The organism is Mycetohabitans rhizoxinica HKI 454 (genome assembly GCF_000198775.1).
Taxonomy (GTDB): domain Bacteria; phylum Pseudomonadota; class Gammaproteobacteria; order Burkholderiales; family Burkholderiaceae; genus Mycetohabitans; species Mycetohabitans rhizoxinica.
The window spans coordinates 2176854-2203349 of record NC_014722.1 but is presented as its reverse complement, the minus strand read 5'-3'; the positions used below and the strand labels follow the sequence as shown (position 1 = coordinate 2203349).

18 protein-coding genes, 1 tRNA gene and 5 pseudogenes are annotated in these 26496 nt (G+C 61.4%); 10 read left to right on the top strand and 14 right to left on the bottom strand.

Translation table 11 applies throughout. The features are described 5' to 3' along the window. Nucleotides 1-62: 62 nt before the first annotated feature. The 4 genes and pseudogenes from RBRH_RS21375 to RBRH_RS09550 all read right to left on the bottom strand — a co-directional run. Nucleotides 63-1076 (bottom strand): annotated as a pseudogene (locus RBRH_RS21375) (glycosyltransferase family 4 protein); the annotation flags it as partial. A 189-nt stretch (nucleotides 1077-1265) separates the two neighbouring features. After that, nucleotides 1266-2003, bottom strand: a pseudogene (locus tag RBRH_RS21370) (glycosyltransferase family 2 protein); the annotation flags it as partial. A gap of 141 nt (nucleotides 2004-2144) precedes the next feature. Next, nucleotides 2145-2219, bottom strand: a tRNA-Arg gene (locus tag RBRH_RS09555). 155 nt (nucleotides 2220-2374) lie between these two features. Next, a complete protein-coding gene (locus RBRH_RS09550) occupies nucleotides 2375-2557 on the bottom strand; it encodes a rubredoxin (RefSeq protein WP_041754427.1) in 183 nt (60 codons plus the stop codon). A 157-nt stretch (nucleotides 2558-2714) separates the two neighbouring features. Between RBRH_RS09550 and RBRH_RS09545 the strand changes: the two genes are divergently transcribed. The 4 genes from RBRH_RS09545 to RBRH_RS09530 all read left to right on the top strand — a co-directional run bounded on the left by RBRH_RS09545 (nucleotide 2715) and on the right by RBRH_RS09530 (nucleotide 9719). Then, nucleotides 2715-4688, top strand: coding sequence for an ATP-binding cassette domain-containing protein (locus RBRH_RS09545; protein WP_041753758.1), 1974 nt, complete (start codon nucleotides 2715-2717; stop codon nucleotides 4686-4688). 150 nt (nucleotides 4689-4838) lie between these two features. Further along, the gene (gene parE / locus RBRH_RS09540; RefSeq protein ID WP_041753757.1) at nucleotides 4839-6827 is read left to right on the top strand and encodes a DNA topoisomerase IV subunit B; all 1989 of its coding nucleotides are present in this window, start codon (nucleotides 4839-4841) and stop codon (nucleotides 6825-6827) included. An 80-nt stretch (nucleotides 6828-6907) separates the two neighbouring features. After that, nucleotides 6908-9244 carry a DNA topoisomerase IV subunit A gene (parC, locus tag RBRH_RS09535; protein ID WP_013436010.1) on the top strand — a complete coding sequence of 779 codons (2337 nt, stop codon included), beginning with the start codon at nucleotides 6908-6910 and terminating at the stop codon, nucleotides 9242-9244. Nucleotides 9245-9263: 19 nt separating this feature from the next. Beyond that, entirely contained in the window at nucleotides 9264-9719 is a 456-nt protein-coding gene (locus RBRH_RS09530; RefSeq protein ID WP_013436009.1) for a CopD family protein, read from the top strand. Nucleotides 9720-9728: 9 nt separating this feature from the next. On the opposite strand, the gene RBRH_RS09525 is transcribed toward RBRH_RS09530, so the two are convergent. The 3 genes from RBRH_RS09525 to RBRH_RS09515 form a co-directional block, all read right to left on the bottom strand. Next, complete coding sequence (locus tag RBRH_RS09525; protein ID WP_013436008.1) at nucleotides 9729-11129, bottom strand: chromate transporter; 1401 nt, start codon at nucleotides 11127-11129, stop codon at nucleotides 9729-9731. Beyond that, nucleotides 11038-13386 (bottom strand): bifunctional diguanylate cyclase/phosphodiesterase, encoded by a 2349-nt coding sequence (locus RBRH_RS09520; protein WP_013436007.1) that lies wholly within the window; start codon nucleotides 13384-13386, stop codon nucleotides 11038-11040. The genes RBRH_RS09525 and RBRH_RS09520 overlap by 92 nt, the downstream gene beginning before the upstream one ends. A gap of 474 nt (nucleotides 13387-13860) precedes the next feature. Further along, nucleotides 13861-14319: a RidA family protein gene (locus RBRH_RS09515; protein ID WP_013436006.1), complete on the bottom strand. Its 459-nt coding sequence runs from the start codon at nucleotides 14317-14319 to the stop codon at nucleotides 13861-13863. A 185-nt stretch (nucleotides 14320-14504) separates the two neighbouring features. On the opposite strand from RBRH_RS09515, the gene RBRH_RS19010 reads away from it, so the two are divergent. The 4 genes and pseudogenes from RBRH_RS19010 to RBRH_RS09500 all read left to right on the top strand — a co-directional run bounded on the left by RBRH_RS19010 (nucleotide 14505) and on the right by RBRH_RS09500 (nucleotide 17720). Continuing rightward, nucleotides 14505-14672 (top strand): hypothetical protein, encoded by a 168-nt coding sequence (locus tag RBRH_RS19010; RefSeq protein ID WP_157864420.1) that lies wholly within the window; start codon nucleotides 14505-14507, stop codon nucleotides 14670-14672. An 87-nt stretch (nucleotides 14673-14759) separates the two neighbouring features. Further along, nucleotides 14760-16658 (top strand): molecular chaperone HtpG, encoded by a 1899-nt coding sequence (htpG, locus tag RBRH_RS09510; protein WP_013436004.1) that lies wholly within the window; start codon nucleotides 14760-14762, stop codon nucleotides 16656-16658. Beyond that, nucleotides 16655-17218, top strand: a pseudogene (locus RBRH_RS09505) (chorismate--pyruvate lyase family protein); the annotation flags it as partial. The gene htpG and the pseudogene RBRH_RS09505, both read left to right, overlap by 4 nt. A 25-nt stretch (nucleotides 17219-17243) precedes the next feature. Further along, complete coding sequence (locus tag RBRH_RS09500; protein WP_013436002.1) at nucleotides 17244-17720, top strand: DNA-deoxyinosine glycosylase; 477 nt, start codon at nucleotides 17244-17246, stop codon at nucleotides 17718-17720. Between the two features lie 54 nt (nucleotides 17721-17774). Here the strand turns inward: RBRH_RS09500 and RBRH_RS21100 are convergent. Then, a pseudogene (locus RBRH_RS21100) lies at nucleotides 17775-17891 on the bottom strand (YlcI/YnfO family protein); the annotation flags it as partial. Between the two features lie 105 nt (nucleotides 17892-17996). Here RBRH_RS21100 and RBRH_RS09495 point away from each other — a divergent pair. Then, nucleotides 17997-18941 (top strand): class I SAM-dependent methyltransferase, encoded by a 945-nt coding sequence (locus RBRH_RS09495; RefSeq protein ID WP_049786412.1) that lies wholly within the window; start codon nucleotides 17997-17999, stop codon nucleotides 18939-18941. Nucleotides 18942-19511: 570 nt separating this feature from the next. Here the strand turns inward: RBRH_RS09495 and RBRH_RS09485 are convergent. The 3 genes from RBRH_RS09485 to RBRH_RS09475 form a co-directional block, all read right to left on the bottom strand. Next, nucleotides 19512-20885, bottom strand: a complete 1374-nt coding sequence (locus RBRH_RS09485; RefSeq protein ID WP_013436000.1) for a hypothetical protein — start codon at nucleotides 20883-20885, stop codon at nucleotides 19512-19514. A 303-nt stretch (nucleotides 20886-21188) separates the two neighbouring features. After that, the gene (locus RBRH_RS09480) at nucleotides 21189-21590 is read right to left on the bottom strand and encodes a type II toxin-antitoxin system MqsA family antitoxin (RefSeq protein ID WP_041753754.1); all 402 of its coding nucleotides are present in this window, start codon (nucleotides 21588-21590) and stop codon (nucleotides 21189-21191) included. Nucleotides 21591-21592: 2 nt separating this feature from the next. Continuing rightward, on the bottom strand, nucleotides 21593-21895 hold the full coding sequence (locus RBRH_RS09475; protein WP_013435998.1) for a type II toxin-antitoxin system MqsR family toxin: 303 nt from the start codon (nucleotides 21893-21895) through the stop codon (nucleotides 21593-21595). 94 nt (nucleotides 21896-21989) lie between these two features. On the opposite strand from RBRH_RS09475, the pseudogene RBRH_RS17370 reads away from it, so the two are divergent. Next, nucleotides 21990-23243 (top strand): annotated as a pseudogene (locus tag RBRH_RS17370) (helix-hairpin-helix domain-containing protein); the annotation flags it as partial. 222 nt (nucleotides 23244-23465) lie between these two features. Here the strand turns inward: RBRH_RS17370 and RBRH_RS09465 are convergent. The 3 genes from RBRH_RS09465 to RBRH_RS09455 form a co-directional block, all read right to left on the bottom strand. Next, nucleotides 23466-23711: a hypothetical protein gene (locus tag RBRH_RS09465; RefSeq protein ID WP_157864419.1), complete on the bottom strand. Its 246-nt coding sequence runs from the start codon at nucleotides 23709-23711 to the stop codon at nucleotides 23466-23468. Next, a complete protein-coding gene (locus RBRH_RS09460; protein WP_013435993.1) occupies nucleotides 23684-24580 on the bottom strand; it encodes a hypothetical protein in 897 nt (298 codons plus the stop codon). The genes RBRH_RS09465 and RBRH_RS09460 overlap by 28 nt, the downstream gene beginning before the upstream one ends. Nucleotides 24581-24740: 160 nt before the next feature. Continuing rightward, entirely contained in the window at nucleotides 24741-26117 is a 1377-nt protein-coding gene (locus tag RBRH_RS09455; RefSeq protein ID WP_013435992.1) for a hypothetical protein, read from the bottom strand. Nucleotides 26118-26496 lie beyond the last annotated feature (379 nt).

Below are 26496 nucleotides of genomic sequence, written 5' to 3'. Positions count from 1 at the left end.
TGTAGCATCACGCGTGACGCCACAGGGGGCGGGCGCCGCGCGCGGGGCGATGAGATGCAGCGCTACGCGCGGCGGCCGGCGAGTTCTGAGGCCAGTGCCAGCAAGTGCGCGGTGTGGGACGCCACGTCGTAGTCGTACAGCAGGTGCTCGCTAGGCCGGGTGAGCCGCGCGGTGCCGGCGCGCCAGCGCGTGAGCGCCTGTTCGACCGCCATAGCAAAACTGTCCGCGTCCAGGTGCGAGAAGCGCCATTGCGCGTCGTCGCGGATGACTTCGGCGCAGCCCACGTTACCGGCGGTGAGCACCGGCGTGCCGCACAGTATCGATTCGATGCCTATTAGTCCGAACGGTTCATAGGGCGCAGGCACGATCGTGAAGTCGGCCGCGCCGAACACGCATTGCATGTCCTTGCGATAGCCGAGCGAGCGGATCCGCGGTGATGGGCTGGCGACCGGGCGGCCCGCAACCAACAGGCAGACCGGCTCGGTGCTCGCCTCGAAGTACGCACGCAGCAGCTCGAAGCCCTTGCCGGTGTTGGCCACGAACACAAACGCGGCGTATCCGTCGGGGATGCCGAGCCGCGCCCGCATCGCATCGCGCTGTGCCGGCGCCATCGGCGCGAAGCAGTCGCTGCGCACCGGGGGATAGATGACACGGATCTTGTCCGGCGCGATGCCGAAATACTGCTGGATTTCTTGCGCCATCATCCTGGAGTGGGCGACGACCACGCCCGCGTTGTGATAGGTGCGGCGCTCCAGCGCGGTTTGCCAGCCGTCGTTCCACTTTGGCTTGTTGCGACCATGGTGCAATGCGCCCGGATGCGTGCCGCCGCATACGACGATGTCGGCTGAGTCGACTCGATTGCATGCAATCACGATGTCCGCTTGGCTGCGTGTACGGCGCGCACGCAGCCGCCAGGAGAACGCCACGTCGCGCAGCGCACGCGGCAGCCACTTGACTCGGATGGTTTGCGCGTCGACGAGTCGGTACTCGGGCAGCGTTTTATCGAATTTGCGGGCGAAGACGATGGGGCGGACGTCCCGCGCTACCATTGCGCCAATGATGTCGCGCGCGTAGCGCTCGAAGCCGCCGGCGTGGCGCAACGCCTGGCATGACAATCCGATGCGCAGCCCCTGCCAGGTGCCGCCAGTGTCACTAGTGCTACTAGTGCTACTAGTGCTACTAGTGCTACTAGTGCTACTAGTGCTACTAGTGCTACTAGTGCCGCTGTCGCTGAACGCCGATGGGTCTGCGCGCCGCGCATAGTGGTACTTCAGGAACGTCGCTCTCGCATTCATCCGCGCGATGCCTAAGCCCGTCAGCCCGTCGAGAAATCCAGCTCGCAACATGAACGTGCGCACGAAAGCAAAGCCGCCGTGCGCGAGGGGGGCCAATGCGCTGATGCGGCGCGCGCGCGCACGCAGCATCCGGGCGCCGGCGCGAGCATAGGCCAGTGTCTTGTCCGCTACCTCTTCGCCAGAGCGATAGCTGTAGTGCAGCAACTGGCCGTCGAGGCGCCCGGTGGGGCCTTCGACGATGGGCCGCTCGTGCACGGCATCGTCCGAGAATCTGACTGCTTCGCGGCGGAACAACCGGACCACCCAATCCGGCGACCAACCCGAGTGATTGACCCAGCGGCCGCAGAATTGTGAGCGGCGGGACATCGCATATCCCGTACAGCCGGATGGGCCGCGCCCGGCCAGTACCGCTTCGATCGATTTTCTCAGCTGCGGGGTCACGCGCTCGTCGGCATCCAGCGACAGCACCCACGGCCGGGTGGCGAGCGCGAGTGCCCGATTCTTCTGAGGGCCGAACCCTGGCCAATCTGTTGTGACGACGCGTGCGCCGAAGCGCTCGCAGATCGGCACCGTCGCATCGGTGCTGCCGGCGTCGACCACGACGATCTCATCGGCCAGGCCGTGCACGGACGCCAAACATGCTTCGATGTCGTGGGCCTCATTGAGCGTGATGATGATCACACTGAGCGGTTCGCGATGCACGGTCATGACGATGGGGAAGGTAACGGCGAAACCGGCAATATTAATGGATCTTGCCGCGACGACCCGTACGCCGACCATTGCCTGACCCAGTGCGCGGCTGCCCATACCACAGCTTCGTGACAATTCAATGCGCGCCGTCAGGCAATATGGTCCCGCCGTCAGGAATCGAACCTGAATCTCACGCTTAGGAGGCGCGTGCACTATCCATTGTGCTACGGCGAGAAGGCGCCATCATCGGCGCCACGCGATCCGATGGCCTGTTGTGCGCAGCCGCATATCGGCAGCATGGCCGTGCTGCCTGCTGCCAGGCGTCGTCGGGATCGCGGGGTCCGTAAGGATACCACGAGCGCCACCGCCGGGTCGCATCGGCGCGGCGCTCAGAATTCCACCACGGCGAAGTCGGCCTTGCTGACGTCGCACAGTGGGCAGCGCCAGTGCGCCGGGATGTCGGCAAAACGCGTGCCGGGAGCAATGCCTTCGTCCGGCAGACCGTCTGCCTCGTTGTAGATCCACCCGCAAATCAGGCAAACCCAACTCTTGTATTCGATCACGTCAGACACGACTGCCACCTTCGGCCTTTCCGGCCCACTCGCAAAGCCGCTATTTTACCGTAAGGCCTGGTGTGGCCTGCATCGGCCAACCGCCCGATACGGGTCCACGCGCGGTGGCTCGCGTCCGGCCGGTACAATGGGTGTTTTCTGTCCTTTCCCTGAACCGATGTCGCTGTTTTCCATCACCGGCGCGCAACTCGCGTTCGGCCATGTCGCGTTGCTCGACCACGCGGACTTCTCGATCGAACCGGGCGAGCGGGTGGGCCTGATCGGCCGCAACGGTGCAGGCAAGTCATCGTTGCTGAAGATCGTCGCCGGCCTGGCCAAGCCCGACGACGGCTTGGTTACCCGCACGCAGGCGCTCACGACTGTCTACGTGCCGCAAGAGCCGGTCTTCGACGCCGGCATGCGCGTGTTCGATGCGGTGGCGGCAGGGCTGGAGCACACCCGTGCGCTGCTCGACGAGTACGACCGCGTGGCGCACGAGCTGGCCGATACATCCGAAGGCCCGTCGCATGACGCGTTGCTGGCACGCATGAATGCGCTACAGGGTGCGCTGGACATGCATGACGGATGGGCATGGCGCACCCGGGTAGCGACTACGCTTGCCCAATTGGGCCTGAAGGGCGATGCGCAGGTGGATCAGCTCTCTGGCGGCCTACTTAAACGCGTTGCGCTGGCACGCGCGCTAGTGACGCAGCCCGATGTGCTACTGCTGGACGAGCCGACCAACCATCTCGATTTTGATTCGATACGCTGGCTCGAGGCGTTATTGTTGTCGCTGCGCGGCAGCGTGTTGTTCATCACGCACGATCGCGCGTTCCTCGATCGCGTCGCGACCCGCATCGTCGAACTCGATCGCGGGCGCCTGTTGTCATATCCGGGCAACTTCTCGGCCTATCAGACCCGCAAGGCGCAGCAGCTCGAAGTGGAGGCGGTCGAGAGCGCGAAGTTCGACAAGTTGCTCGCCCAGGAGGAAATCTGGATCCGCAAGGGCGTCGAGGCGCGTCGCACGCGCAGCGTCGGGCGCATTGCACGCCTCGTGCAGATGCGCAACGAGCGCGCGCAGCGGCGCAACGTGCAGGGCAATGTGCGCCTTGACGTGAGCCAGGCCGACAAGTCGGGCAAGATCGTCGCCGAGCTTACCGACGTGACCAAGCGCTACGGCGGGCGGATGGTCGTCGCGGGTTTTTCGACCACTGTGATGCGTGGCGACAAAATTGGCTTCGTCGGCCCGAACGGCGCGGGCAAGACCACGCTGCTCAAGCTCATGCTCGGCGAGATTGCACCGGACGAAGGCCGGGTGCGCACCGGCACGAATTTGCAGGTTGCCTACTTCGATCAGATGCGTGCGCAACTAGACCCTGAACGCAGCCTCGCGGACACGATCAGTCCGGGCAGTGACTGGGTGGAGATCAACGGCGCCCGCAAGCATGTGATGAGCTACCTGGGCGACTTCCTGTTTTCGCCGGAACGCGCCCGCTCGCCAGTCAAGTCCTTATCCGGCGGCGAGCGCAACCGGCTGTTGCTGGCGCGATTGTTCGCGCGGCCCGCGAATGTGCTGGTATTGGATGAGCCGACCAACGACCTGGACATTCCGACGCTCGAGCTGCTCGAGGAGCTGTTGACCGACTATGACGGCACGGTGCTGCTCGTGAGCCACGATCGCACGTTCCTAGACAACGTTGTGACGTCGGTGATCGCGGCGGAAGGAAACGGTCAGTGGCGCGAGTACGTCGGCGGTTTCTCGGACTGGCAGACGCAGAAGGCGCGTGCCGATGCGTTGGCGCAGGCCGGTGCTGCGTCGCCGGCGAAAGCCGCCGCGGACATCCCGGCCGCACCGAGCGGCGCTGGTGTATTGCATGACGCCCCCAGCGCCGCCTCGGGGCGCAACGAGAAGCGCAGCGTCAAGCTGACGTTCAACGAGCAGCGCGAGTTGGATGCGTTGCCGCAGCGGATTGCACAACTCGAGGCGGAGCAGCAGTCCATCAGTGCGCAGCTGGAAGACGGGTCGATCTTTGTGACGGATCCGGCCGAAGGCACGCGGCTCACCGAGCGCTATGCGGCGATCGACGACGAACTGCTGGCCGCGCTCGAGCGCTGGGAGATGCTGGAGGCCAAGCGCAAGCCGGTAAAATAGCGCCCGTTCCCGCCCCGGCCGCCGGCAGCGCGCACGATTCGCGGGCATCGTGACGAGCGAGTTGTTTCGGCAGGGCTTTTTCAAGAACTCAACGAATTGTCCACGCATTTGTCCACAGCAACTGTGGACAAATGCGGAATTTATCGGAACATGGCTACAAAGAAATCCGGTCCCGCATACAGTGAAGCGTCGATCAAGGTGCTCAAGGGGCTCGAGCCGGTGAAACAACGGCCGGGCATGTACACGCGCACGGAGAATCCGCTGCATATCGTGCAGGAAGTGATCGACAACGCGTCGGACGAAGCACTGGGCGGATTTGGCACGCAAATCATCGTGACGCTGCATACCGATGGCTCGGTTAGCGTCGAGGATGACGGGCGGGGTATTCCGTTCGGCCTGCACCCTGAAGAAGGCGTGCCGGTGGTGGAGATCGTCTTTACCCGGTTGCATGCGGGCGGCAAGTTCGACAAGGCTGCCGGTGGCGCATATACGTTCTCCGGCGGCTTGCATGGCGTGGGCGTGTCCGTGACCAATGCCTTGTCGCAGCGACTCGATGTCACCGTATGGCGGGACGGCAAGGTAGCCGACATCGGCTTCTCGCACGGCGACGTGGTGCGTGCGCTCACCGTGCGCGCGGCCAATGGTCGCGTGGACAAGAAATCCGGCACCCGGGTCACGGCATGGCCTGACCCAAAATACTTCGACTCGGCTAACCTGCCACAGTCCGAGCTGCAGCGTTTGTTGCGCTCCAAGGCCGTGCTGCTGCCCGGCGTCGAGGTGGTGTTGATCACCGAGAAAACCGGCGAGCGACAGTCATGGAAATATAAGGATGGGCTGCGCGGCTATCTGCTCGAGGGACTAGCCGGCTACGATACGCTGATCCCGCTGTTTGAAGGCGAGCGGTACGCCGGGTCGTCGCGCACGACCGATGATACGTTTGCTGAGGGCGAGGGCGCATCGTGGGTCGTCGCCTGGTCCGAGGAGGGCCCGCTGTTGCGCGAGTCGTATGTGAACCTGATCCCGACGCCGGCGGGCGGCACCCACGAGTCCGGGCTGCGCGACGGCTTATTCCAGGCGGTCAAGAGCTTTGTCGAGCTGCATAATTTGCAGCCCAAGGGCGTCAAGCTGCTCGCCGAGGACGTGTTTGCACGGGTCTCGTTCGTGCTGTCGGCGAAGGTGCTCGATCCGCAATTTCAAGGTCAGATTAAGGAGCGGCTCAACAGCCGGGACGCGGTCCGGCTGGTATCTTCATTCGTGCGACCGAGCCTGGAGCTATGGCTTAACCAGCATGTCGAGCATGGACGCAAGCTGGCCGAATTGGTGATCAAGCAGGCGCAGGCGCGCACCCGTGCTGGCCAGAAGGTCGAGAAGCGCAAGAGTTCCGGCGTGGCGGTGTTGCCCGGCAAGCTGGTCGATTGCGAGTCGACTGACGTGGCGCGCAACGAGTTGTTCCTGGTCGAGGGCGATTCCGCGGGCGGCTCTGCGAAGATGGGGCGCGACAAGGAGTTTCAGGCGATTCTGCCGCTGCGCGGCAAGGTCCTCAACACGTGGGAGACGGAGCGCGACCGGCTGTTCGCAAACAATGAAGTGCACGATATCGCGGTGGCGATCGGCGTCGATCCGCACGCGAGTGACGATGCGATCGATCTGTCGAATCTGCGTTACGGCAAAATCTGCATCCTGTCAGATGCAGACGTGGACGGCTCGCATATCCAGGTGCTGCTGCTCACACTGTTTTTCCGCCACTTTCCCCAGCTCATCGAACGCGGCCACGTGTATGTAGCGCGCCCGCCACTGTTTCGTGTGGACGCACCGGCCCGGGGCAAGAAGCCGGCGCAGAAGCTCTATGCGCTGGACGAAGGCGAGCTCGAGGCGATACTGGACAAGTTGCGCAAGGATGGCGTGCGCGAGTCCGCGTGGACGATTTCGCGCTTCAAGGGACTGGGTGAGATGAACGCCGAGCAGTTGTGGGACACGACGATGAACCCGGATACGCGGCGGCTGATGCCCGTGCAACTGGGCGGCCTAGATTTCGATGCGACCATCGGGCGCATGACGATGCTGATGGGCAAGGGAGAAGCCGCTGCCCGCCGCGCGTGGCTCGAGGAAAAGGGTAACGAGGCGCAGGCGGACATCTGACGCATGGGGTGCGACGCGCGACGCCGCTAGGCGCCGCTGCGCGCGATGTCCGCTGGACTTGAATTTGAGGCTGTCACCCAATGAGTGAAGAACTGGAATTGGATTTTTCGCCGCCGTCCGACGGCGAGTACCTGACGCTGGGCGACTACGCTGAGCGTGCCTACCTCGACTATGCGGTGTCGGTGGTCAAGAGTCGTGCGCTGCCCGAGGTGACCGACGGTCAGAAGCCGGTGCAGCGTCGCATCCTGTACGCGATGCACGAAATGGGGCTGGCGGCCGACGCGAAGCCGGTCAAGTCGGCGCGCGTGGTCGGCGACGTGCTCGGCAAATACCATCCGCATGGCGATTCGTCCGCGTACGAGGCGCTGGTACGGCTGGCGCAGGATTTCTCGATGCGCTACCCGCTGATCGACGGGCAGGGCAACTTTGGCTCGCGCGACGGCGACGGCGCCGCGGCGATGCGCTATACCGAAGCGAGGCTCACGCCGATCGCACAGTTGTTGCTCGACGAGATCGATCAAGGCACCGTTGACTTCATTCCGAACTACGATGGCTCGTTCGAGGAGCCCAAGTCGTTGCCGGTGCGCTTGCCGTTCGTGCTGCTCAACGGCGCATCCGGCATTGCGGTTGGCATGGCCACTGAGGTTCCGCCGCACAACCTGCGTGAGGTCGCACAGGCGGCCATCGAACTGATCCGCAATCCGAACCTGGATCACGCAGCACTGATGGAGCGGATACCGGGCCCGGACTTCCCGGGCGGAGGCCAGATCATCTCGAGTCCGGCGGAGATTGCCGCGGCATACGAAAGCGGCCGCGGCAGCCTGAAGGTGCGCGCGCGCTGGAAGATCGAGGAGTTGGCGCGCGGGCAGTGGCAACTGGTGATCACGGAGCTGCCGCCCGGCACGTCGTCGCAGAAGGTGCTAGAGGAAATCGAGGAGTTGACCAACCCGAAAGTCAAGCTGGGCAAGAAGACGTTGACGCCGGAGCAACTGCAGACCAAGCAAAGCCTGCTCGCGCTGCTCGACGCGGTGCGCGACGAGTCTGGCAAAGACTCGCCGGTGCGGCTCGTGCTTGAGCCGAAGTCCAGCCGCATCGACCCGACCGAGTTCGTCAATACGTTGCTCGCGTACACGAGTTTGGAATCCAGCGCGCCGATCAACTTGGTGATGATCGGCGCCGATGGCCGGCCGCGGCAAAAGGGGCTGGGCGAGATTCTGCGCGAATGGATCGGCTACCGCTTCGCGACCGTGACGCGGCGAACACGGTTCAGGCTGTCCAAGGTGCAGGATCGGATCCATATCCTAGAAGGCCGGATGATCGTCTTTTTGAACCTGGACGAAGTGATCCGGATCATTCGCGAGTCCGACGAACCAAAGGCGGCGCTCATCGCGGCCTTTGGGTTATCGCAGCGGCAGGCGGACGACATTCTCGAAATCCGTTTGCGCCAATTGGCGCGTCTGGAAAAGATCAAGATCGAGAAGGAGCTGGGCGAGCTGCGCGACGAAAAAGCCCGGCTCGAGCAGTTGCTGGGCAGCGACGTGGCGATGAAGCGGCTGATCATCAAGGAAATCGAAGCCGATGCGAAGCAGTTCGGCGATGCGCGCCGCACGCTGATTCAGCAGGACAAGCGCGCGACGTTCGAGGCGCGGGTCGTCGATGAGCCAGTGACGGTCGTCGTCTCGCAGCGCGGCTGGGTCCGTACGCTGAAAGGGCACGGGCTCGATGCGTCAGGCTTCACGTTCAAGGCTGGCGACAGCTTGTATGCCGCGTTCCAGTGCCGTACGCCCGATACGCTGATTGCGTGGGGCAGCAATGGTCGCGTGTATTCGGTGCCGGTCGCGGCGCTGCCGGGGGGGCGCGGCGACGGCGTTCCGGTCACGTCGTTGATCGAGTTGGAGGCTGGCACTCATCTCATGCACTATTTCGCTGCGCCGCTGGAACAGCCGTTGCTGCTCGCATCGAGCAACGGCTTCGGTTTCATCGCGCGGATCGGCGACATGATCAGCCGCGTGAAGGCCGGCAAGTCTTTTATGACGATCGATGCTGGCGCGCAGCCGCTCGCGCCGATGCCCATGTGGCCGGATGCCTCGCAGGTCGCATGCTTGGCGCTCGGCGCGAAGGATGAGACACGCCTGCTGGTATTCGGACTGGACGAGATGAAAACATTGTCCAGTGGCGGACGTGGCGTGACATTGATTGGCCTGGATGGCAACGAGCAGTTGCTCCAGGCGCTGGCGATCGGCCAGGCCGGGTTGTTGCTCAGCGGCGCCGGGCGGGGCGGCAAGCCGCAGCAGCAGAGGCTGGTTGGCGATGCGCTCGCGCCCTACGTCGGCAAACGTGCGCGTCGTGGTAAGGCACCGGCGGTCAAGTTCAAGGTATCGGGCATGCGCCCGGTATTGCCCGGGCAGCCGGCGTGACGATTAGGGAGAAACGAACGTGTTGAAAGTGCTGGAGGTGGCGATGTTCTTGCACATCGCCGCGGTAGTGATATGGGTGGGCGGCATGACGTTCGTGCAATTTTGCCTGCGTCCAGCGTTGTCCGACGTGTCGCCGCAATTGCGCCTGCCGTTGCTTGATTCGGTGTTCGGCCGGTTCTTCCTACTAGTCGCGGTGGCGATTGTTGTGATTCTGGCCACTGGCGTATTCATGCTGGTGACGCTGGGCGGCGCGCAGGCGAACTGGCCGATGCATGCGATGGCCGCGATCGGTGTACTCATGATGCTCCTGTTTGGCCACATCCGCTTCGCGTTATACCCGCGGCTGCAGCGCGCGGTCCAAGCGCAAAACTGGCCGGACGGTGCCCGCGTCGTCACGGGCCTGCGCCGGCTAGTGGCGGTCAACCTCGCGCTCGGTATAGTGGCCATTGCGCTGGGCGTGATCGGGCGTTTCTGACCGTGGCCGCTATGCGGTTTGCCAGAGGACCAGCATGTAGGTGAGTGCCACGGTCGCGTACACTGCATAGACCGGCACCTTGGTGCGACAGAAGCACGTCAGCGCGAATGCGGCGGTGACCGCGTAAATCGGCTCCATGGGTACTTGCCACGCGATCTTGGCGACGGCCGATACAAGAAATGCCGTTGTCGCCACGCGCAACACCCGCATCGCGGATTTGAAACGCGGATGCGATTCGAGCGTCTTCAAGTTGCGCTGCGCGATGACCACCAGCGTCGCCGATGGCACGAATACCGAAAAAGTGGCGAGCAGTGCGCCGGGGATGTGTCCGACCAGATACCCGAAAAACGGCACCACGTTCAACAACGGACCAGGCGAGACCGGCGACAGCGCGAAGACAAAAGTAAACTCGCTGTCGGAGATGTCCAAGACCGGCGGCACGAACAACGTTTTGAATACCGGCAGTGCCGAGAATCCGCCGCCGAACAGCGTCAGGCCCGCACCGACCAGCCGGGGCCACAGCCACAGCATGGCGCTGCTCGATGGCAGCGGCAGGGGCAAGGCGTACAGTCCGAGCAGCACGGCGAGCAAGATCAGCAGCAGTGAGTCGGTGCGGCACAGCACGAATGCTGATTTCGTCTGCTGCTCGGACGCCGGACTCGTGAACCAACCCAGTATGAACGCGGCGCCAAGCAGCGCGACATAGACGGCCGGGCTATGTAGGAACAGCAGCGTGACGCTGGCTACGATGGCCGTGGCCCAGTCAATCGGGCCTCGTACCAGGGTGCGCACCTGTTTGATCCAGGTCATGCCGATCAACGATGCCAGTACGACGCTGAAGTGCGTGACCAACGATTGCGACGCGAGCGATGCCACGGTCGGCGTGCGATAGAACATCGCCATCACGGTCATCACGATCGCGAAGGGCAGCACGCTGCCAAGACCGGCCATCCACGCGCCCCGCCAGCCTCGCAGTGCGGCGCCGACCTGGACCGCGACATTGCAACCGACCGGCCCGGGAATCAGCCAGGCCAGCGCGACCAGATTCAGGTAGTCGAGCCGGTTGAACAGTTGCTTGCGCTCAACATAGTGACGCTCCAGTTGCGCAATCAGTGACAGCCCACCCCATGAAACGGATGACAGACCGGCGATGACCAGCAGCAGCGACCACAATGGCTCTTGGCGGGAGCGCGCATTCTGTGCCGCCTGCGGCTGAAGCGCTCCGCCATCGACGCCGGTGGCAGACGAGGGCGCCGGCGCGGCCGGTGGGGAGGTGACGGACGGAAGGTGAGATCGATTATGCGGCACGGCACGAGATTCAAGCGGACACACGTGGTTGCACGGCGTGCGTTGCTGCGACGCCTCCTGGTTCAGAGAGTGAACACACCCCGAAGCGCTCGAGCAGCGCATGCACTTCGTCGGGCGGTACTGGGTGCGAGAACAGGAAGCCCTGTGCCTCGATGTTGCCCAGTCCCGAGAGCCATGCGATTTGCTCTTCGGTTTCCGTGCCTTCGACGACCACGGTCAACCCCAGCGAGCGGGCCAAATTGACGATTGCCGACACCATGACGCAGACATTGCGGTCCGCGGGGATGGCCTGGACGAACGAGCGATCGATCTTCAGTGTGTCGACGGCAAAACGATTCAAGTAGGACAGCGACGAATAACCGGTGCCGAAGTCGTCCAGCGCAATGCGCACGCCAAGCCGCTTGAGCGCGGCGACCTTCTCTGAGACGATCTCAGGATACTCCATCATCGCCGTTTCCGTGATCTCGAGTTCAATGCGTCGTGCGGGCAAATTGTGGCGGCGCAGCGCCCGCTCCACGGTCCCGAACACGTCGCCGCGCCAGAACTGCACGGCCGAGATGTTGATGGCCAGCGACAGCGTATCGTAGCCGAGCGAGGTCCAATGCGCGAGCTGCTGGCACGCGCTGTCAATCACGTATTCGCCGATCGGCACGACCAGGCCGGTGGACTCGGCGATCGTGATGAACTCGCTTGCGGTGATCTCACCATGCTGCGGGTGGTTCCAGCGCAGCAGTGCCTCGAAGCCGGTGATGCAGCGGCGCGTCAAGTCGATCTTAGGCTGATAGGCGAGGAACAACTGTCCCTCGGCAAGCGCGACGCGCAGTTGCTGCTCCCATTTCATCAAATGGTCGGCGCGGTGCGCGAGCTGCGGCGAATAGAACTGGTAGCACCCGCGGCCGGCATCCTTGGCGCTGTACATCGCCAGGTCGGCCTTTTTTAGCAAATCGATTTCGCTTTCGTTGGGACTGGAGAGCAGTGCGATGCCGATGCTTGCGTGCAGCACGAATGAGCTGCCGCGCACGTCGAACGGCCTCATGAAACTGCCGGCAATCGCCTCGGCCAACTGAACCGCCTTCGGTTCGACGTGATCCTCCTTGACGATCACAACGAACTCGTCGCCGCCGATGCGCGCGAGGATGCCGTTGCCATCGACCGTCTGCGCGAGCCGGGCCGATGTCATTTGTAGCACGATGTCGCCGGCGTTGTGGCCGAGCGTATCGTTGACCGTCTTGAAATTGTCCAGGTCGATGAACAACAATGCGAGCCGGCCGACGTTTGCCGGCTGCGAGACTTCGGTGCGCAAAATCTGCAGCGTCTGGTAGCGGTTTGGCAAGCCGGTCAACAAGTCATACTCGACTAGGTGCGTCATCTCGCGCTCGCGGCCGAGCAGCTTGCGGATCAAGCTCGTGGCCACACCGAAGAAGCCGAGAATCGCGATCGAAATGCACCCAGCCATCAATAGGTAGATATTGCGGGTGTGTTCGTAGTCGGCAAATTCTTCCTTTTGCGACAGGCCAACCATGACGCCGAGCGGATAGCCGTCGATGTGGCGGTACGACACGATGCGCATCACACCGTCGATCGGATCGCGGTAGGTGCCGGACACATGCTCGGACAGCGGGTAGCTGCCGGTCGCGGAAAATGCGCCGGGTGCGTTCAGCGTGTTGCCAGTGCGGCGCGCCAGCACCGCGCCGGTGTCGGCGATTACCGATATCACGCCGTTGCGGCCGATTGCCGCGCTGTTGTAGAAGTCGTTGGTGAAATAGCTCGGATCTTCCGACACTACGACTACGCCCGCGAACGAGCCGTCGCGATGGTTGAGCCGGCGCGTGAGTTGCAACGTCCATTGGTGCGATACGCGGCCCAGTACCGGCTTGCTGATATACAGTTGGTCGAACGTCTCGTGCTTATGGACCTGAAAATGCTCACGATCGGACAGGTTCAGCGGCTTGGGCCGTGAATCCTCCGTATTCGCGATCAGGTAGCCATGCTCGTCGACCAGCGAGACCTGGATCAGTGTGTCGCTCTGGATCACGCCTTTCTCGATCGTGCTGGCCAAGTTAAAGCGCTGCGGCGACTTCTCGAATTCGTATTTGACGAAGCGGGTGATCTGGTCGACCTGGTGAATAGCCTTGACCGTATGCTGCTCAAAAGCCGCGGACAGCAGCGCGGCCGAGGCCGTGGCTTCGCGCTGGGCGTTGTCCCGCTCGACTTGTAGCCGCGTATAGATCACCGCCCACAGCAGGATCAGCACCAGCAATCCGAAAAACGGGATGACCCACAAAGAGCGCTGCCTGGACACCGCCGCGTCACGGCGCAAACGCGCCTCACGTGCGGAGGGAGTCAGCGGAAGAGTCATGGAGCCAGGCCGTGATAGGGGTGAATATCCCCGCGCGGCGGCGTGTCCAATGCGATGGCGGGGCGTGATGCAGAACCGCCAAAGGCTGTGCCGCGCGGGCGCTCAAATGATGGTGATCAAAACAGCGCCGCGCGCAAAACGACCCGACCTTGGGATAGACGCGCAACGCCCGAATGCTGCCTGTAACGCTAGCAGATTATGCGCGAAGAATGGCGGCGCGCCTACGACGCCCGCTCGGGATGTGTAAGGATTCTGTCCGAAGTCGTCTAAATCGTGTCCAGAAAGTTCTGTCTATGGCCGTTATCGCATTGCTGCCGATCCGCAGTTCTCGCTTCCTGTCGTTGGCGCGCCCCGCCATCGCGCCCTAGGATCGTGCGTTGCCCCGTCTCGTGGTTGACCTGCTCGAATCTGTTGCGTTGGCGCGGGTTGTTCCAAGCACCGGAAAAGAAACGGCGCGCCGCGGGGCGGATACCGTTATTCGACTTCGGCGATCAGTTCGATTTCCACGCAGGCACCCAGCGGGATCTGCGCGACGCCGAACGCCGAGCGGGCATGCTTGCCGCGTTCACCGAACACCGCCGTGAATAGCTCCGACGCGCCGTTCGTCACCAAGTGCTGCTCGGTGAAGTCCGGTGTCGAATTGACCAAGCTCATCACCTTAACAATGCGCTTGACGCGGTTCAGGTCGCCCACGTGCGCGTGCAGCGTCGCAATCAGATCGATGGCAATGCTGCGCGCCGCCTGTTGTCCTTCTTCCGTGCTGATCGTGTCACCGAGCTTGCCGGCCCAGACTTGTCCGTTCCTTTTGGCGATATGGCCGGACAGGAACACCGTCTTGCCTGCCTGCGCGCTCATCGCGTAAGCGGCCGCCGGTGCGCCGGCCGTCGGTAGCTCGATGCTGAGCGCTTTCAGTTGATCGTATACATTCGACATGGGGACTCCAAAGGGTTAAGAAAATACAAGGGGCGAGACCGGCCGAGCCAGATCAGGTTTGGGCCTGGACTAGGCTGGCCAGGCACGCAATGCCCTCGTCGATCTGAGCGGGCGGCACGGTCACGAACGACAATCGTAACGTGTTGCGCCGTGCAGCACTTGCGAGGCGCACATTTAAGGGCGCTGTGACGCGATACATAGGTGGCAATCCACTCGCGCATTTTTTTGACGGCGACCGTGGCGATCACGCCCAGCGCCATCACCGCCAGACCCTTGAGTTGCCGCCGCGTTGGCCAGCGCACGCGGCGCTGGGGCTGTGCGCGTTTCTGTCGCGGTACCTGGGCAAGTCTTGAATTTGGTGCGGGCCGTCCCCATTTGCGCGGACACGGGTAAACCTGGCCTCGTGCTGTTGACGTCAACTCGCTGAAAGGACCTAGACTATGGCGCAAGAAACCATGAGCTTCCAAGCGGAAGTCAAGCAGCTTCTGCAACTGATGATTCACTCGCTGTACAGCAACAAGGAAATTTTCCTGCGTGAGCTGATTTCGAACGCGTCCGACGCGGCGGACAAGCTGCGTTTCGAGGCGATCGCCGATGCCGGTCTGTATGAAGACGACTCGAACCTGCATATCCGGATCGCATACGACAAGGCCGCACGCACGATTACGATCGACGACAACGGGATTGGCATGAGCCGTGACGACGCGGTCTCGCACCTAGGCACGATCGCGCGCTCGGGCACCAAGGAGTTCTTTGCCCAGCTGTCCGGCGACCAGCAAAAGGACGCGGCATTGATCGGCCAGTTCGGCGTTGGCTTCTATTCTGGCTTCATCGTCGCGGACCGGATCACCGTGGAATCGCGCCGCGCCGGCCTGCCTGCCGACCAGGCGGTGCGTTGGGAAAGCGCGGGCGACGGCGAATTTAGCGTTGAGACGATCCAACGCGCGCAGCGCGGCACGTCGATCACATTGCATCTGCGCGAGGGCGAAGACGAGCTGCTGTCCTCCTACCGGCTCAAGTCGATCATCCAAAAGTACTCGGACCATATCGGCCTGCCGATCCTGATGAAGAAGGAGGAGTGGGACGCAGAAAAGAACGAGATGGTCGTCAAGGACGAGGACGAGACCATCAACCAGGCCAGCGCCCTGTGGACGCGTGCCAAGAGCGAGATCAGCGACGAGCAGTACAAGCACTTCTACGAGCATTTGTCGCATGATCATGAGGCGCCGCTTGCCTGGACCCATAACCGCGTCGAGGGACGCAGCGAATATACCCAGTTGCTGTACGTGCCCGGTCGCGCTCCGTTCGATATGTGGAACCGCGATCATCGCGGCGGGCTGAAACTGTATGTGAAGCGCGTATTCATCATGGATGAGGCCGAGCAGTTGTTGCCCAATTACCTGCGCTTCATCAAGGGCGTGGTCGATTCAAACGACCTGCCGTTGAACGTGTCGCGTGAGATTCTGCAGGAAAGCCGCGACGTGAAGGCGATCCGCGACGGCGTCACCAAGCGGGTGCTGTCGATGCTCGAGGAACTGGCCGGTGCCGACGACGACGCCGACAAGCAGAAGTACGCGACGTTCTGGCGCGAATTCGGTCAGGTGCTCAAGGAGGGCCTGGGTGAGGACTTCGCGAATCGGGAGCGCATCGCCAAGCTGCTGCGCTTCGCGTCGACGCAGGCCGACAGCGCCGAGCAGAATGTGTCGCTGGCCGACTACGTCGCGCGGATGAAGCCAGAGCAGACGAAGATCTACTATGTGACCGCTGACAGTTGGCAAGCCGCGCGCAACAGTCCGCACCTGGAGGTATTCCGCAAGAAGGGTGTTGAGGTGCTGCTGTTGACCGATCGCGTCGACGAATGGATGCTGTCGTTCTTGCATGAGTTCGACGGCAAGCCGCTGGCCAGCGTCGCCCGTGGCGATCTGGATCTGGGTGCGTTGAACGACGAGGAGAAAAAGGCTCAGGAAAAGGTCAGTGAGGACCTGAAGCCGCTGGTCGAGCGGATGAAGGACGTGCTCAAGGAAAAGGCCAAGGACGTGCGCCTCACATTCCGCCTGACCGACTCGCCGAGTTGCCTGGTGGCCGACGAGGGACAGATGAGTGGCTACCTGCAGCGAATGTTGAAGGCGGCCGGCCAGAAAGCGCCCGATTTCCATCCGATCCTCGAAGTGAACCCGGATCACGCGTTGATCAAGCAGTTGTCGCCGGACGCAGCGGACTTTGCCGACTGGTGCCACTTGCTGTTCGACCAGGCGCTGCTCGCCGAGGGGGGCGCGCTCGATGATCCAGCGAGCTTTGTCAAGCGCACCAACACATTGTTGCTGTCGGACGCGCATTGAACGGCACGCTTGAGCGGCGCTCGGGCGGACGGTTTTCGGCGCACGGCGACGGTTGGCGGGCGCGACCGCGTGCCGCCTTCAGTGCCGCGCAGAAGGACTGGGTAACCCGCGCGGGCTCGCTTACGCGTCATTTGGGCACGCTCGGTCGGGTGACCGTGCGGGTCGCCTGCGAGAAGGTGGGTGTTGCGTGGCGCGACGAGGCGCGCGTGTTGCGCCTCGCACGCCGCGCGCCGGTGTGGATTCGCGAGGTCGTGCTCGCGGTGGATGGCGTGGCCGTGGTGGCCGCGCACAGCGTCACGCCGCTGCGTGCGAGCCGCGGCGTATGGCAGGCCGTGCGACGGTTGCGTACGCGAGCGCTGGCCGAGCTGTTGTATGCGGACATGACGGTGACACGCTCGCCGATTGTGAGCCGGCGCGTCGATGGCGCCCATCCGCTGTACCGGTTCGCCGTCGCGCAGCTAGGCCGGGATCGGCCGCACGCGTGCGTCGCGCGGCGCTCGGTGTTTACCCGTCATCGGCTGCCGCTGATGGTGACCGAGTGCTTCCTGCCAGCAATGTGGACCCTGACTACTGATTAAACTGCTCATGTTGCAAGGTTTTCCGCCGGTGATCAGGCTCGATACGACGATTCTGATGCTGGGCAGTTTTCCTGGCGAAGCATCGCTCGGGGCAGGGCAGTACTATGCCCATCCGCGCAATCAGTTCTGGCGGTTGTTGGGAGCCGTGCTGGGCGAGCCGGCATTGCACAAACTCGATTACGGGGCGCGGCTTGAACGCGTGCTGATGCACGGAATCGGGGTCTGGGATGTGCTTGCTGCCTGTCATCGAGAAGGAAGTTTGGATTCGGCGATTCGAAATGCGAAGCCGAACGACTTCAAGTCATTGAGAGAGCATGCGCCGAAGTTGAAGAAGGTATGTTTCAACGGGAAGACGGCGGGGCGGTTTGCCGATGTGATTGGTGCCGCCGGCTATGAGACGCTTGTACTGCCTTCGTCGAGTCCGGCGTATGCGATGCTGTCGTTTGAACAGAAGCTCTCGTGTTGGCGGAAGATTCTTTCCTGACCACACCGCGATGCCGCGGGCAATGCATTCGCTTGGATTGCGACGGCGCTCGATGCCCTCGCGGATCGATTGTTCGGCAAGACTCGACAGCGTTTCTCCTTTGCCGAGGGCGCTTTTAGCGGCGTTACGCAGTTCCGGTTTGACCCGAATGGCCGCGCGACCTGTGGACAACCGCCGGTCGTCCCAACTCAATTACGGGTTGCGTAACCCGGCGCGCGGCTTCGGATGCTATGCTTCGGGCGAACAAAAACTGTGCAACACGCAAGACTTCGTTACATGACATCCTTGATCAAGCGCGCGTCGGCGGAAGCGCGCGCCTTCCAGCGCGGTGAGCGGGCCGCGCAACCATCGCGCGGCGCCGCCCGATGCACGGAACGCGACGAATACGTTAGCGCAGCGCAGCACGGGGCCGCGCCCATGCTCAAAGTCCCGCGCAAGGCCCGTTTTGCGCCGGTGACGTTTTCCGAAGAAGGGGGCGTGCGCTACCTGCATTTCGGCACGGAATGGATACAGGGCGCGATGCGGCTGAAAAAGCCGTTCGATATCGAGCTCGAATACGCGCAGCAGATGATGGCGTGGTTGCTCTTTCTCGCGCCGCCCAAGCGCATCGTGCAACTAGGCTTGGGGGCGGCAGCCTTGACCAAGTTTTGCCATCGGCATTTTTTGCGCTCGCATGTCGATGCGGTGGAATTGAACCCGGCGGTGATCATTGCCGCGCGCAGCATGTTTGAGTTGCCGCCCGACGACCGCCGCTTGAGCGTGCTCCAGATCGATGCATGGGATTTTGTCAATGACCCCGCGAATCACGGTACGGTCGGCGCGATGCAGATCGACCTGTATGACGCAACCGCACGCGGCCCGGTGCTCGATTCCGTCGCGTTTTATCGCGCGTGCCGCGCGTGCCTCGGCGCCGCCGCAGTGGTGACGGTTAACCTGTTCGGCGACCATCCGAGCTTTGTGCGCAACTTGCGCCATTTACGCGCGGCGTTCGATGCGCGGGTCATCGCGTTGCCCGAGGTGCATGAGGGCAACCGCGTCGTGCTGGCTTTCTCCGGGCCCGCGTTGTCGATTGATTGGAACGTACTGACCGACCGCGCGAAGGTCATTGAGAAGGCGTGCGGGTTGAGCGCCCGTAAGTGGGTCGCCGCGCTACGTGAGGTGTCCGACGCACCACGCCGCGACGCGCAAGACAGCGCCGTTGGCGGGCATTTCATGATCTGAGTGCGTTCCCGCCATTCCCTCGTTTTCTCGTCTTGATCGCCGAAGGTGCGCTCCTAGACTCGGCGTTGCCGCGGCGGACGACGCGATCGCTGCTTGGTCTCCGGCTGCCTACCGAAGCCGGCTGCTGTGGCGAGCACGGCGAGAAGAAGTTGAGCTACGCCAATTATGTAAGCTACTCACCGAATGGCGCAACGGGCCTGAAACGTCGTGGCTGGCCGATGCACTGACGCATCCGCTGCAACAGACGCTCAAGAACTTGGGACGTGCCTACGCCAACTTTTTTGCCAAGCGGGCCGGCTTGCAGGCAATGCGCGATATTGCAGGGAAGCGCCCGTAAAGCTGTACGGGCCGGCCTTGCCGTCTACGTGGATCATTGTGATTACGGCTTGTAATACGCAATGGCTTGCGTGCAGTAATAGCCCGGTGATTAGATAAACTGGCTTAGGATTGGACGTTCTAGTGCGTTTACCGATTACTTGACTGTGAATTTCCGTCTTCCGAGAGGTCGATATCCGCTGCCTCGATGCAGCAAAATTCCCCAACGATTATGTACTTGAGTTGCTGTGGCGGTTAATCTGGCTCACTTCTGAGCCAGGTCGCACTGTCTTGGATGCGCGCCTGGGCGGGTTTGGAAAACTGGTTGGCTTTCATAAAGCGCGTGATCTCACCCATCGCCACTTTCCATTTGCGATTGTTCAGGTGCCATAGCACCCCATTGGCCCGAAGCTCGCTCAGTACCTCCCATAAAGCAGCTTCGCCCGCCCCGTTCAGTAGACTCAATCCCTGCTGCCATCCCCGCTTGGCTAGCGTGTCATTGATGAAATAGATACTTCTGATTAACCCGACTGCTGCTTGCGTGCGCTGCACCGTCGGCACGCGCCCCAAATAGCGCTCCAGCAACGCCAGCTCCTGCGCTTGTCGCTTAGGTGAAAAACTACCCAGTCCTTCAGGCAAACGCTGCAGCGCGACTCCCCACTGGTCGTCGGGCAGCGACAGCGCCCAATCGCGCATCTGCGCATACCACACGGATCGCTCCGCTTCCGGAAAGCGCCACACGTAGCTTGCCAATGCGCCGACCGATGCGCCTTGATAAGAGGGGGGCAGGCGTAACGCGTAGTCGTGTAAGAGCGTATAAAGCTCAGGGATGCGCGGGTCGGCTTGACTAAATTTATCTAGTAAAAGGGTTAATGTGGGAATGATCTGCGCTTGCTCGGCTACGCTCAATGACGGCAGCCGTGCGAGAATCTTGTCATACCACTGAGCAAAGTGAGGGGTTTCAGGAGTATCGATTGAGAAATTCGACAGCCCAAGCGCCAGTTCCGGCCACACATTGTCTTGCCCGGGCTCGTGCTGTTCGGCCAACGCGTAGGCAAAATCAAATAGTTCCATCCATTCACGCTCATAGGTGAAATCCCGGTGCATGAGCAACAGCGCTTTTTGTATCTGCACGCCGTCTTGCGGGATACGCTGCGCGGCTGCGAATAAACGCTTAAATACGCGGGTGCGCCCGGCCTTCAACGTTTTCAAACGTTGGCACAGCGCGTCCAGGGGGTCGGCGTACTGCGCTGGATCGGCGAACGTGTCGTCCATCTCATCGAGCAGGCGGTGGATCGACTGAAAGGTCACCGCTTGTTTTGCTCGTTGCCAATAGCTGTGAACGAGGCGCCTGGTCTGCATTGCATAATAGGTACGCCGATCAACGGTAGCAAACGCCATCACGTCTTGGACGGGCACGTAGTCACCAATGCGCGCGATGACTTCGCTCGGCAGGTCCTGGTAGGCGGTGGGCTGCTTGGCCGATGAGTTGACCCACGCGGCGCTGGGCGGCTGCGGCGGTGGGGGCGCCGACGCGGCGGGTGTCGGGCGAGCCTCTAACGCGCAGATATAGGCCTGATAGTCGTTTAAAGCGGCATTCAGATCGAAGTCCATCGGCAAGCCCAGCAAGAAGGAAAGAAGACGCCACGCGTCGCGAGGTTGCGCAGCAGACTAGCGAAAAGTGAGCACAGGCGCGCAGCGATACGTCACAAGCGCGAGGTTTTTGGCGGGTAACACAAGCCGGCGGATAAGCCGCGGTATGACAGGCAGGCGGTGCAAGCGGGCAACGGCAGGGGGCACCGGTTCGGCATCTATGTTTTTTGACCTACTACCGCGACGCTGCTTGCCGGCACATTAAACGGCACGCCGGCTTGCTAGCGCAATTTTAAAATTATTGATGACGCCATCTTACGACTAGCGTTTTCCAGTCTGTCAGACGGTTTTGACCTCGTTAAGCAGGTCTGGGTGACGATCCAACAACTTGAACAGCTTGACCAAGGCCAGCGGCGGTTTAGTCTTGCCATTCTCGTAGCGCGAGAAAGCATTGACGCCACCGCCGAAAAGTTCGGCAGCCTGCCGCTGGTCAAGGCCGAGCCTCTTGCGCACTTTGGAGATATAGCCGGGATCAACATAGGCGGCATTGACTTGACGCTGGAACAAGCCCACCAGTTCGCTATAGCGGTCGCCGTGTTCACGGTCCAAGACGACTTCACCGCAGGCAGGGCAAAAGTCGCCTGTTACCGCTGGAATGGAGGTGGTTTCACCTTTGTAAGTGTAGGGCACATCGCGGGTATCGTGGATCAGTTCCGCCGCGCCGCAGCATGGGCATTTCATGGTCACAGCTCCTTGAAAGAAACGATCAGCACGTCATCAATGACGGTCAGCTTCAGGTACACCTGATCGCCAATTGCTGTCCTGGCGTGATACACGTCCTGCCAAATACGATGATTGGCATGGGTCGTCATGCTCTTGTAGAAGTCGGCAGGAGTGAGCGCCAAAACAACGGCACACATCCCGGCCAGATCATTGATGCCAAGTTCACGCGCTCCACTGTAGGCGCTAGCTGTGGCCCGGACTTGTCCGACCCTGACCAAATCTTTGACGACTGGCAGTTTACAGTGCGGGGTACCTTTCTCCATGCAGCCATTTTAACCTAATGGGTTGATTTGAGAAATAGGTTAATAGCAAGAGTTGGAAGACGCTTATGATGCCGAGGATGGGGACAAGGGGAAGGTTCGGCGCGCGTTGGCGCTTGTTGCTCACCAGCGCGGCGAGCCGTTCGGGCTGCCCGATATCCCCGCTGAGGATACGGCCACCTACGAGATGATCAGCCGTGCCGACACTGTCGGCGTATTCCAGATCGAATCGCGCGCAGATGAGCATGTTGTCCCGCCTGCGATCCGAGCGACGCGATGCGAACGGCGCTAGCGCGCACACTCGGGGTGCCGATCTTCCAAGAGCAAGTGATGCAAGTGGCGATGCTGGCCGCCGGCTTTACTGCGGGAGAAGCGGATCAACTGCGCCGCGCCATGGCCGCTTGGCGCAGTCAAGGCGGCCTTGAGCAGTATTACGAGCGCATTGTGCACGGCATGGTCACACGCGGCTACGATCGGGCGTTCGCCGAATCGATCTTCGCGCAGATCCGGGGTTTTGGCGAGTATGGCTTTCCGGAAAGTCATGCGGCCAGCTTCGCGCTGCTTGTGTACGTGAGCGCGTGGCTCAAATGCCATGCGTCGGCCGTGTTTCTGTGCGCGTTGCTGAACAGCCAACCGATGGGCTTTTATACGCCGTCACAACTGGTGCAGGATGCGCGCCGGCATGGCGTCGAGGTGCTGCCGGTGGATGTGACCGTGAGCGACTGGGACAGCACGCTGCAAGGACACATCCTGGATGCGCCGGTGCGACTGGGCCTGTCGCTGATCCGCGGCTTGGCAGAGGACGCGGCCGCGCGCATCGAACTGGCCCGTGCGGTGCGGCCCTTTGCGGATGTGACGGATCTGGCGCGGCGCGCGCAGCTCACGCGGCGCGATCTGCAGGCGTTGGCCAGCGCCAATGCACTGGCGAGCCTTGCGGGCAATCGCCGCGCGGCGCTGTGGCACGCGCTCGCCGCGGTGCCTGACAAGGATCTGCTGCGTGCAACTAGCGATGACGACGCGACACCGGCGTTTGCTGCCGGCCGCAGCCTTGCAACGCTATCGTGACGGGCAACTGGCGCGCGCGTGCGGCCTGGTGACGGTGCGTCAGCGCCCCGGCACGGCAAAAGGCGTGCTGTTTGTGACGCTTGAAGATGAGAGCGGCTACACGAACGTGATTATTTGGCCGTCACTACTGGAGCGCCAGCGCAAGGAGGCGCTGGGTGCGTCGCTGCTTGCCGTCTATGGCGTTTGGCAACGGCAAGGCGAGGTGACCCATTTAGTCGCTCAGCGCCTGGTGGATCTGTCGTATTTATTGGGCTCACTGGTGACAACAAGTCGCAATTTTTGTTGATGGTCAAGCCCACTGCATTAAAGGAATTGATCGAACCAACGTGCAACATCGCTATGTGGTGCATATGTTGAATCATTTAGCGGTGTCACTCATCCGTAACTGCTGGCCAATCACGCGTCCCTCGGAGGAGGGCAGCATGTTGCTGCGTGGCCGTATGTGTACGCATGCATCAAACACACCACGTGTGAGGCTGCGCCGCAGAACACGAGCTGTCGGCGTGAATCATTGCGGTTGTGATGATGTGGAGGCTTGGTTGCTCGATTGCGCCAATGTGGGCGCTTGGCCGATCTTGCTGATGGGCCGGTGGGTGAGTCCGAGAAACACAAACCTGTTCAGCAAAACGCCCGCCTCAACGATTTGCTCGTAATGCTCATCAGTTTCCTTGAGCTTATTAAATGGAACTGTTTTGGCGCGCGCCACAATCTCTTCCGGAAACTGCCTTAGCGCGTCTTGATGAGCAGGATCCACCGTAACGTCCCCCCCTTCGGCGCGACGACTGCGCCTTGATACCATTTCAATTGGCTTAGATCGCGCTCTTCCCAGCCGAACATATCGCCCAAACCAACGCAGTCGTTTTTATTCCCAGCGGCCTTATTGCCACCGGTGTTAAGCATGACGTGAAAGGGATCCATTCTCACGTTAGAAGCACTGCTGGCTGCAAAGTGTTCAATTCTGAAAAAGCCGAGCGCGTGTCCCGGTGGCACGTTTTTAAGATCATCGCTATTGCGTATGCGCGAGTCATGCGGCGTGACCAAATCCCACCGGGCGTTGAGCGCATCGTATTCATCCTCGGTAATGATGTTCGCTCTAAACGCACAGTACTTAACTGCATCCCAGCACATTTGGCCAGACAATTTATTGTATTCGGCTTCAGGCCATAGTGTACGTTTTGCTACGGCATTTTTCGCATACGCTACTGTCTTCTTGCAGTGCGCGCGATGCTGTCGTGGCGCCCAGTTAGCTCGGTTCGTTTTTAGGAACGGCGGGCAACCCGCCATGCAGTCCGCGTTGGCTTCACCCAACGCTAAGCCGACCTCGCTCAGCTTTGATCCAACCTTACCCAACGATGGACCAATTTGCCTGAGTTTCGAACCAACTTTGTTTAGCCCTGAGAGCCGTCCATGTTGAGCTTGACGGGTTGCTTGTCCTAAAAGAGCGTTCGAGCTTGGCGCAATACTTGGCGCTGCGAAAAAACATTCCAATGTACGAACATTTTGCGCCACTGGCGCGGACCGTTGTTCGATGTGCCGCGCGTAGAGCAGCAACGTGGCTGGCCTTGCGAAGCCGTAGGCGCCGATCATCGCGATGGCGGCGCACAGCACGCAACTGATGTGCATGCTGTGATAGTCCCTTGATTAGATAAACTGGCTCAAGCTTGGGCGCTTCTGGTGCGTTTACCGATTACTTGAGTGAATTTCCGTCCTCCGAGATGTCGATACCCGCCATCTCTATGCGGCGAAATTCCCCAACGATTATGTACTTAAGCTGCTGTAGCTGTTAATCTGGCCAACTTCTGAGCCAGGATTCACTGTCTTGGATTCGCGCCTGGGTTGGCTTGGAAAACTGGTTGGCCTTTATAAAGCGCATGATTTCGCTCTTTGCCACTTTCCATTGGCGATTGTTCAGGTTACATAGCACATATTCGTTCCGAAGTTCACTCAGTACTTTCCATAAAGTAGTTTCATCCACACCGTTCAGTAGACTCAGTCCCTGCTGCCACACCCGTTTTGACAGCGAGTCGTTCATAAAATGAAGACAGAAGATTATCCCGACTGCCGCCTGCGGGCGCTGCGCTGCGGGCACGCGCGCCAAATAGCGTTCAAGCAACGCCAGTTCCTGCGCTTGTTGTTTAGGCGATAAACCATCCAGCCCTGCAGGTAAACGCCGCAGTGCGATCCCCCACTGGTCGTCGGGCAGCGACAGCGCCCAATCGCGCATTTGCGCATACCGCGCGGGTTGCTCCGCTTCCGTTAAGCGCCACACGCAACTTGCCAACGCGCCGGCCGATGCGCCTTGATGAGAAGGTGGCAGGTGTAACGCGTAGTTGTGTAAGAGCGTATAGAGTTCAGGGATGCGCGGGTCTTCCGGGCGAAACTTATGGAGTAAACGGGTCAATGTGGGAATGATCTGTGCTTGCTCGGCTACGCTCAATGACGGCAGCCGCGCCAGAATCGCGTTATACCACTGAGCAAAGTGAGGGGTCTCAGGGGTATCGGGTGAGAAATTCGACAGTCCAAGCGCCAGTTCCGGCCACACATTGTCTTGCCCGGGCTCGCGCTGTTCGGCCAGCGTGTAGGCAAAATCAAACAGTTCCATCCATTCACGCTCATAGGTGAAAGCTCGGTGCATGAGCAACAGCGCTTTTTGTATCTGCATGCCGCCTTGCGGGATACGCTGCGCGGCTGCGAATAAACGCTTGAACACATCGCCGCGGTCTGCGCTATGTAATGCTCGCAGCCGCTGGCACAGGGCCTCCATGGGTTCAACGTGCTGCGCTGGATTGGCGAGCGTGCCGTCCATCTCATCGAGCAACTGGCTGATTGACTCATGACTCACCGCCTGTTTCGCCCGTTGCCAATAGCTGTGAACGAGGCGCCGGGTCTGCATCGCATAATAGGTACGCCGATCGACGGTAGCAAACGCCATCACGTCTTGGACGGGCACGTAGTCACCAATGCGCGCGATGACTTCGCTCGGCAGGTCCTGGTAGGTGGCGGGCCGCTTGGCCGATGAGTTGGCCCACGCGGCGCTGGGCGGCTGCGGCGGTGGGGGCGCCGACGCGGCAGGTGTCGGGCGAGCCTCTAACGCGCAGATATAGGCCTGATAGTCGTTTAAAGCGGCATTCAGATCGAAGTCCATCGGCAAGCTCAGCAAGAAGGAAAGAAGACGCCACGCGTCGCGAGGTTACGCAGCAGGCTAGCGAAAAGTGAGCACAGGCGCGCAGCGATACGTCACAAGCGCGAGGTTTTTGGCGGGTAACACAAGTCGGCGGATAAGCCGCAGCAGTGCCGACATGCTCACAGCATCATCGGCATCATGCGGTTCTCCGTTCTCTTCGTCATCGTCACGGCCGCTGTGTTTCCGACATAGGCTCGCCGCAGGTCTTGTATCTATAGTGTTCCTCCCCTCGCTAGTCCTTGCCGTCGCCCACCTTTTGCTCTTCCAAGCAGATACATTGCCCCTGTTACCGCGAGCATGATTGCAGCGCGTCGATAAAATGCGCGTTATCGCGGGGAAACTGCCGGTCGCTTCG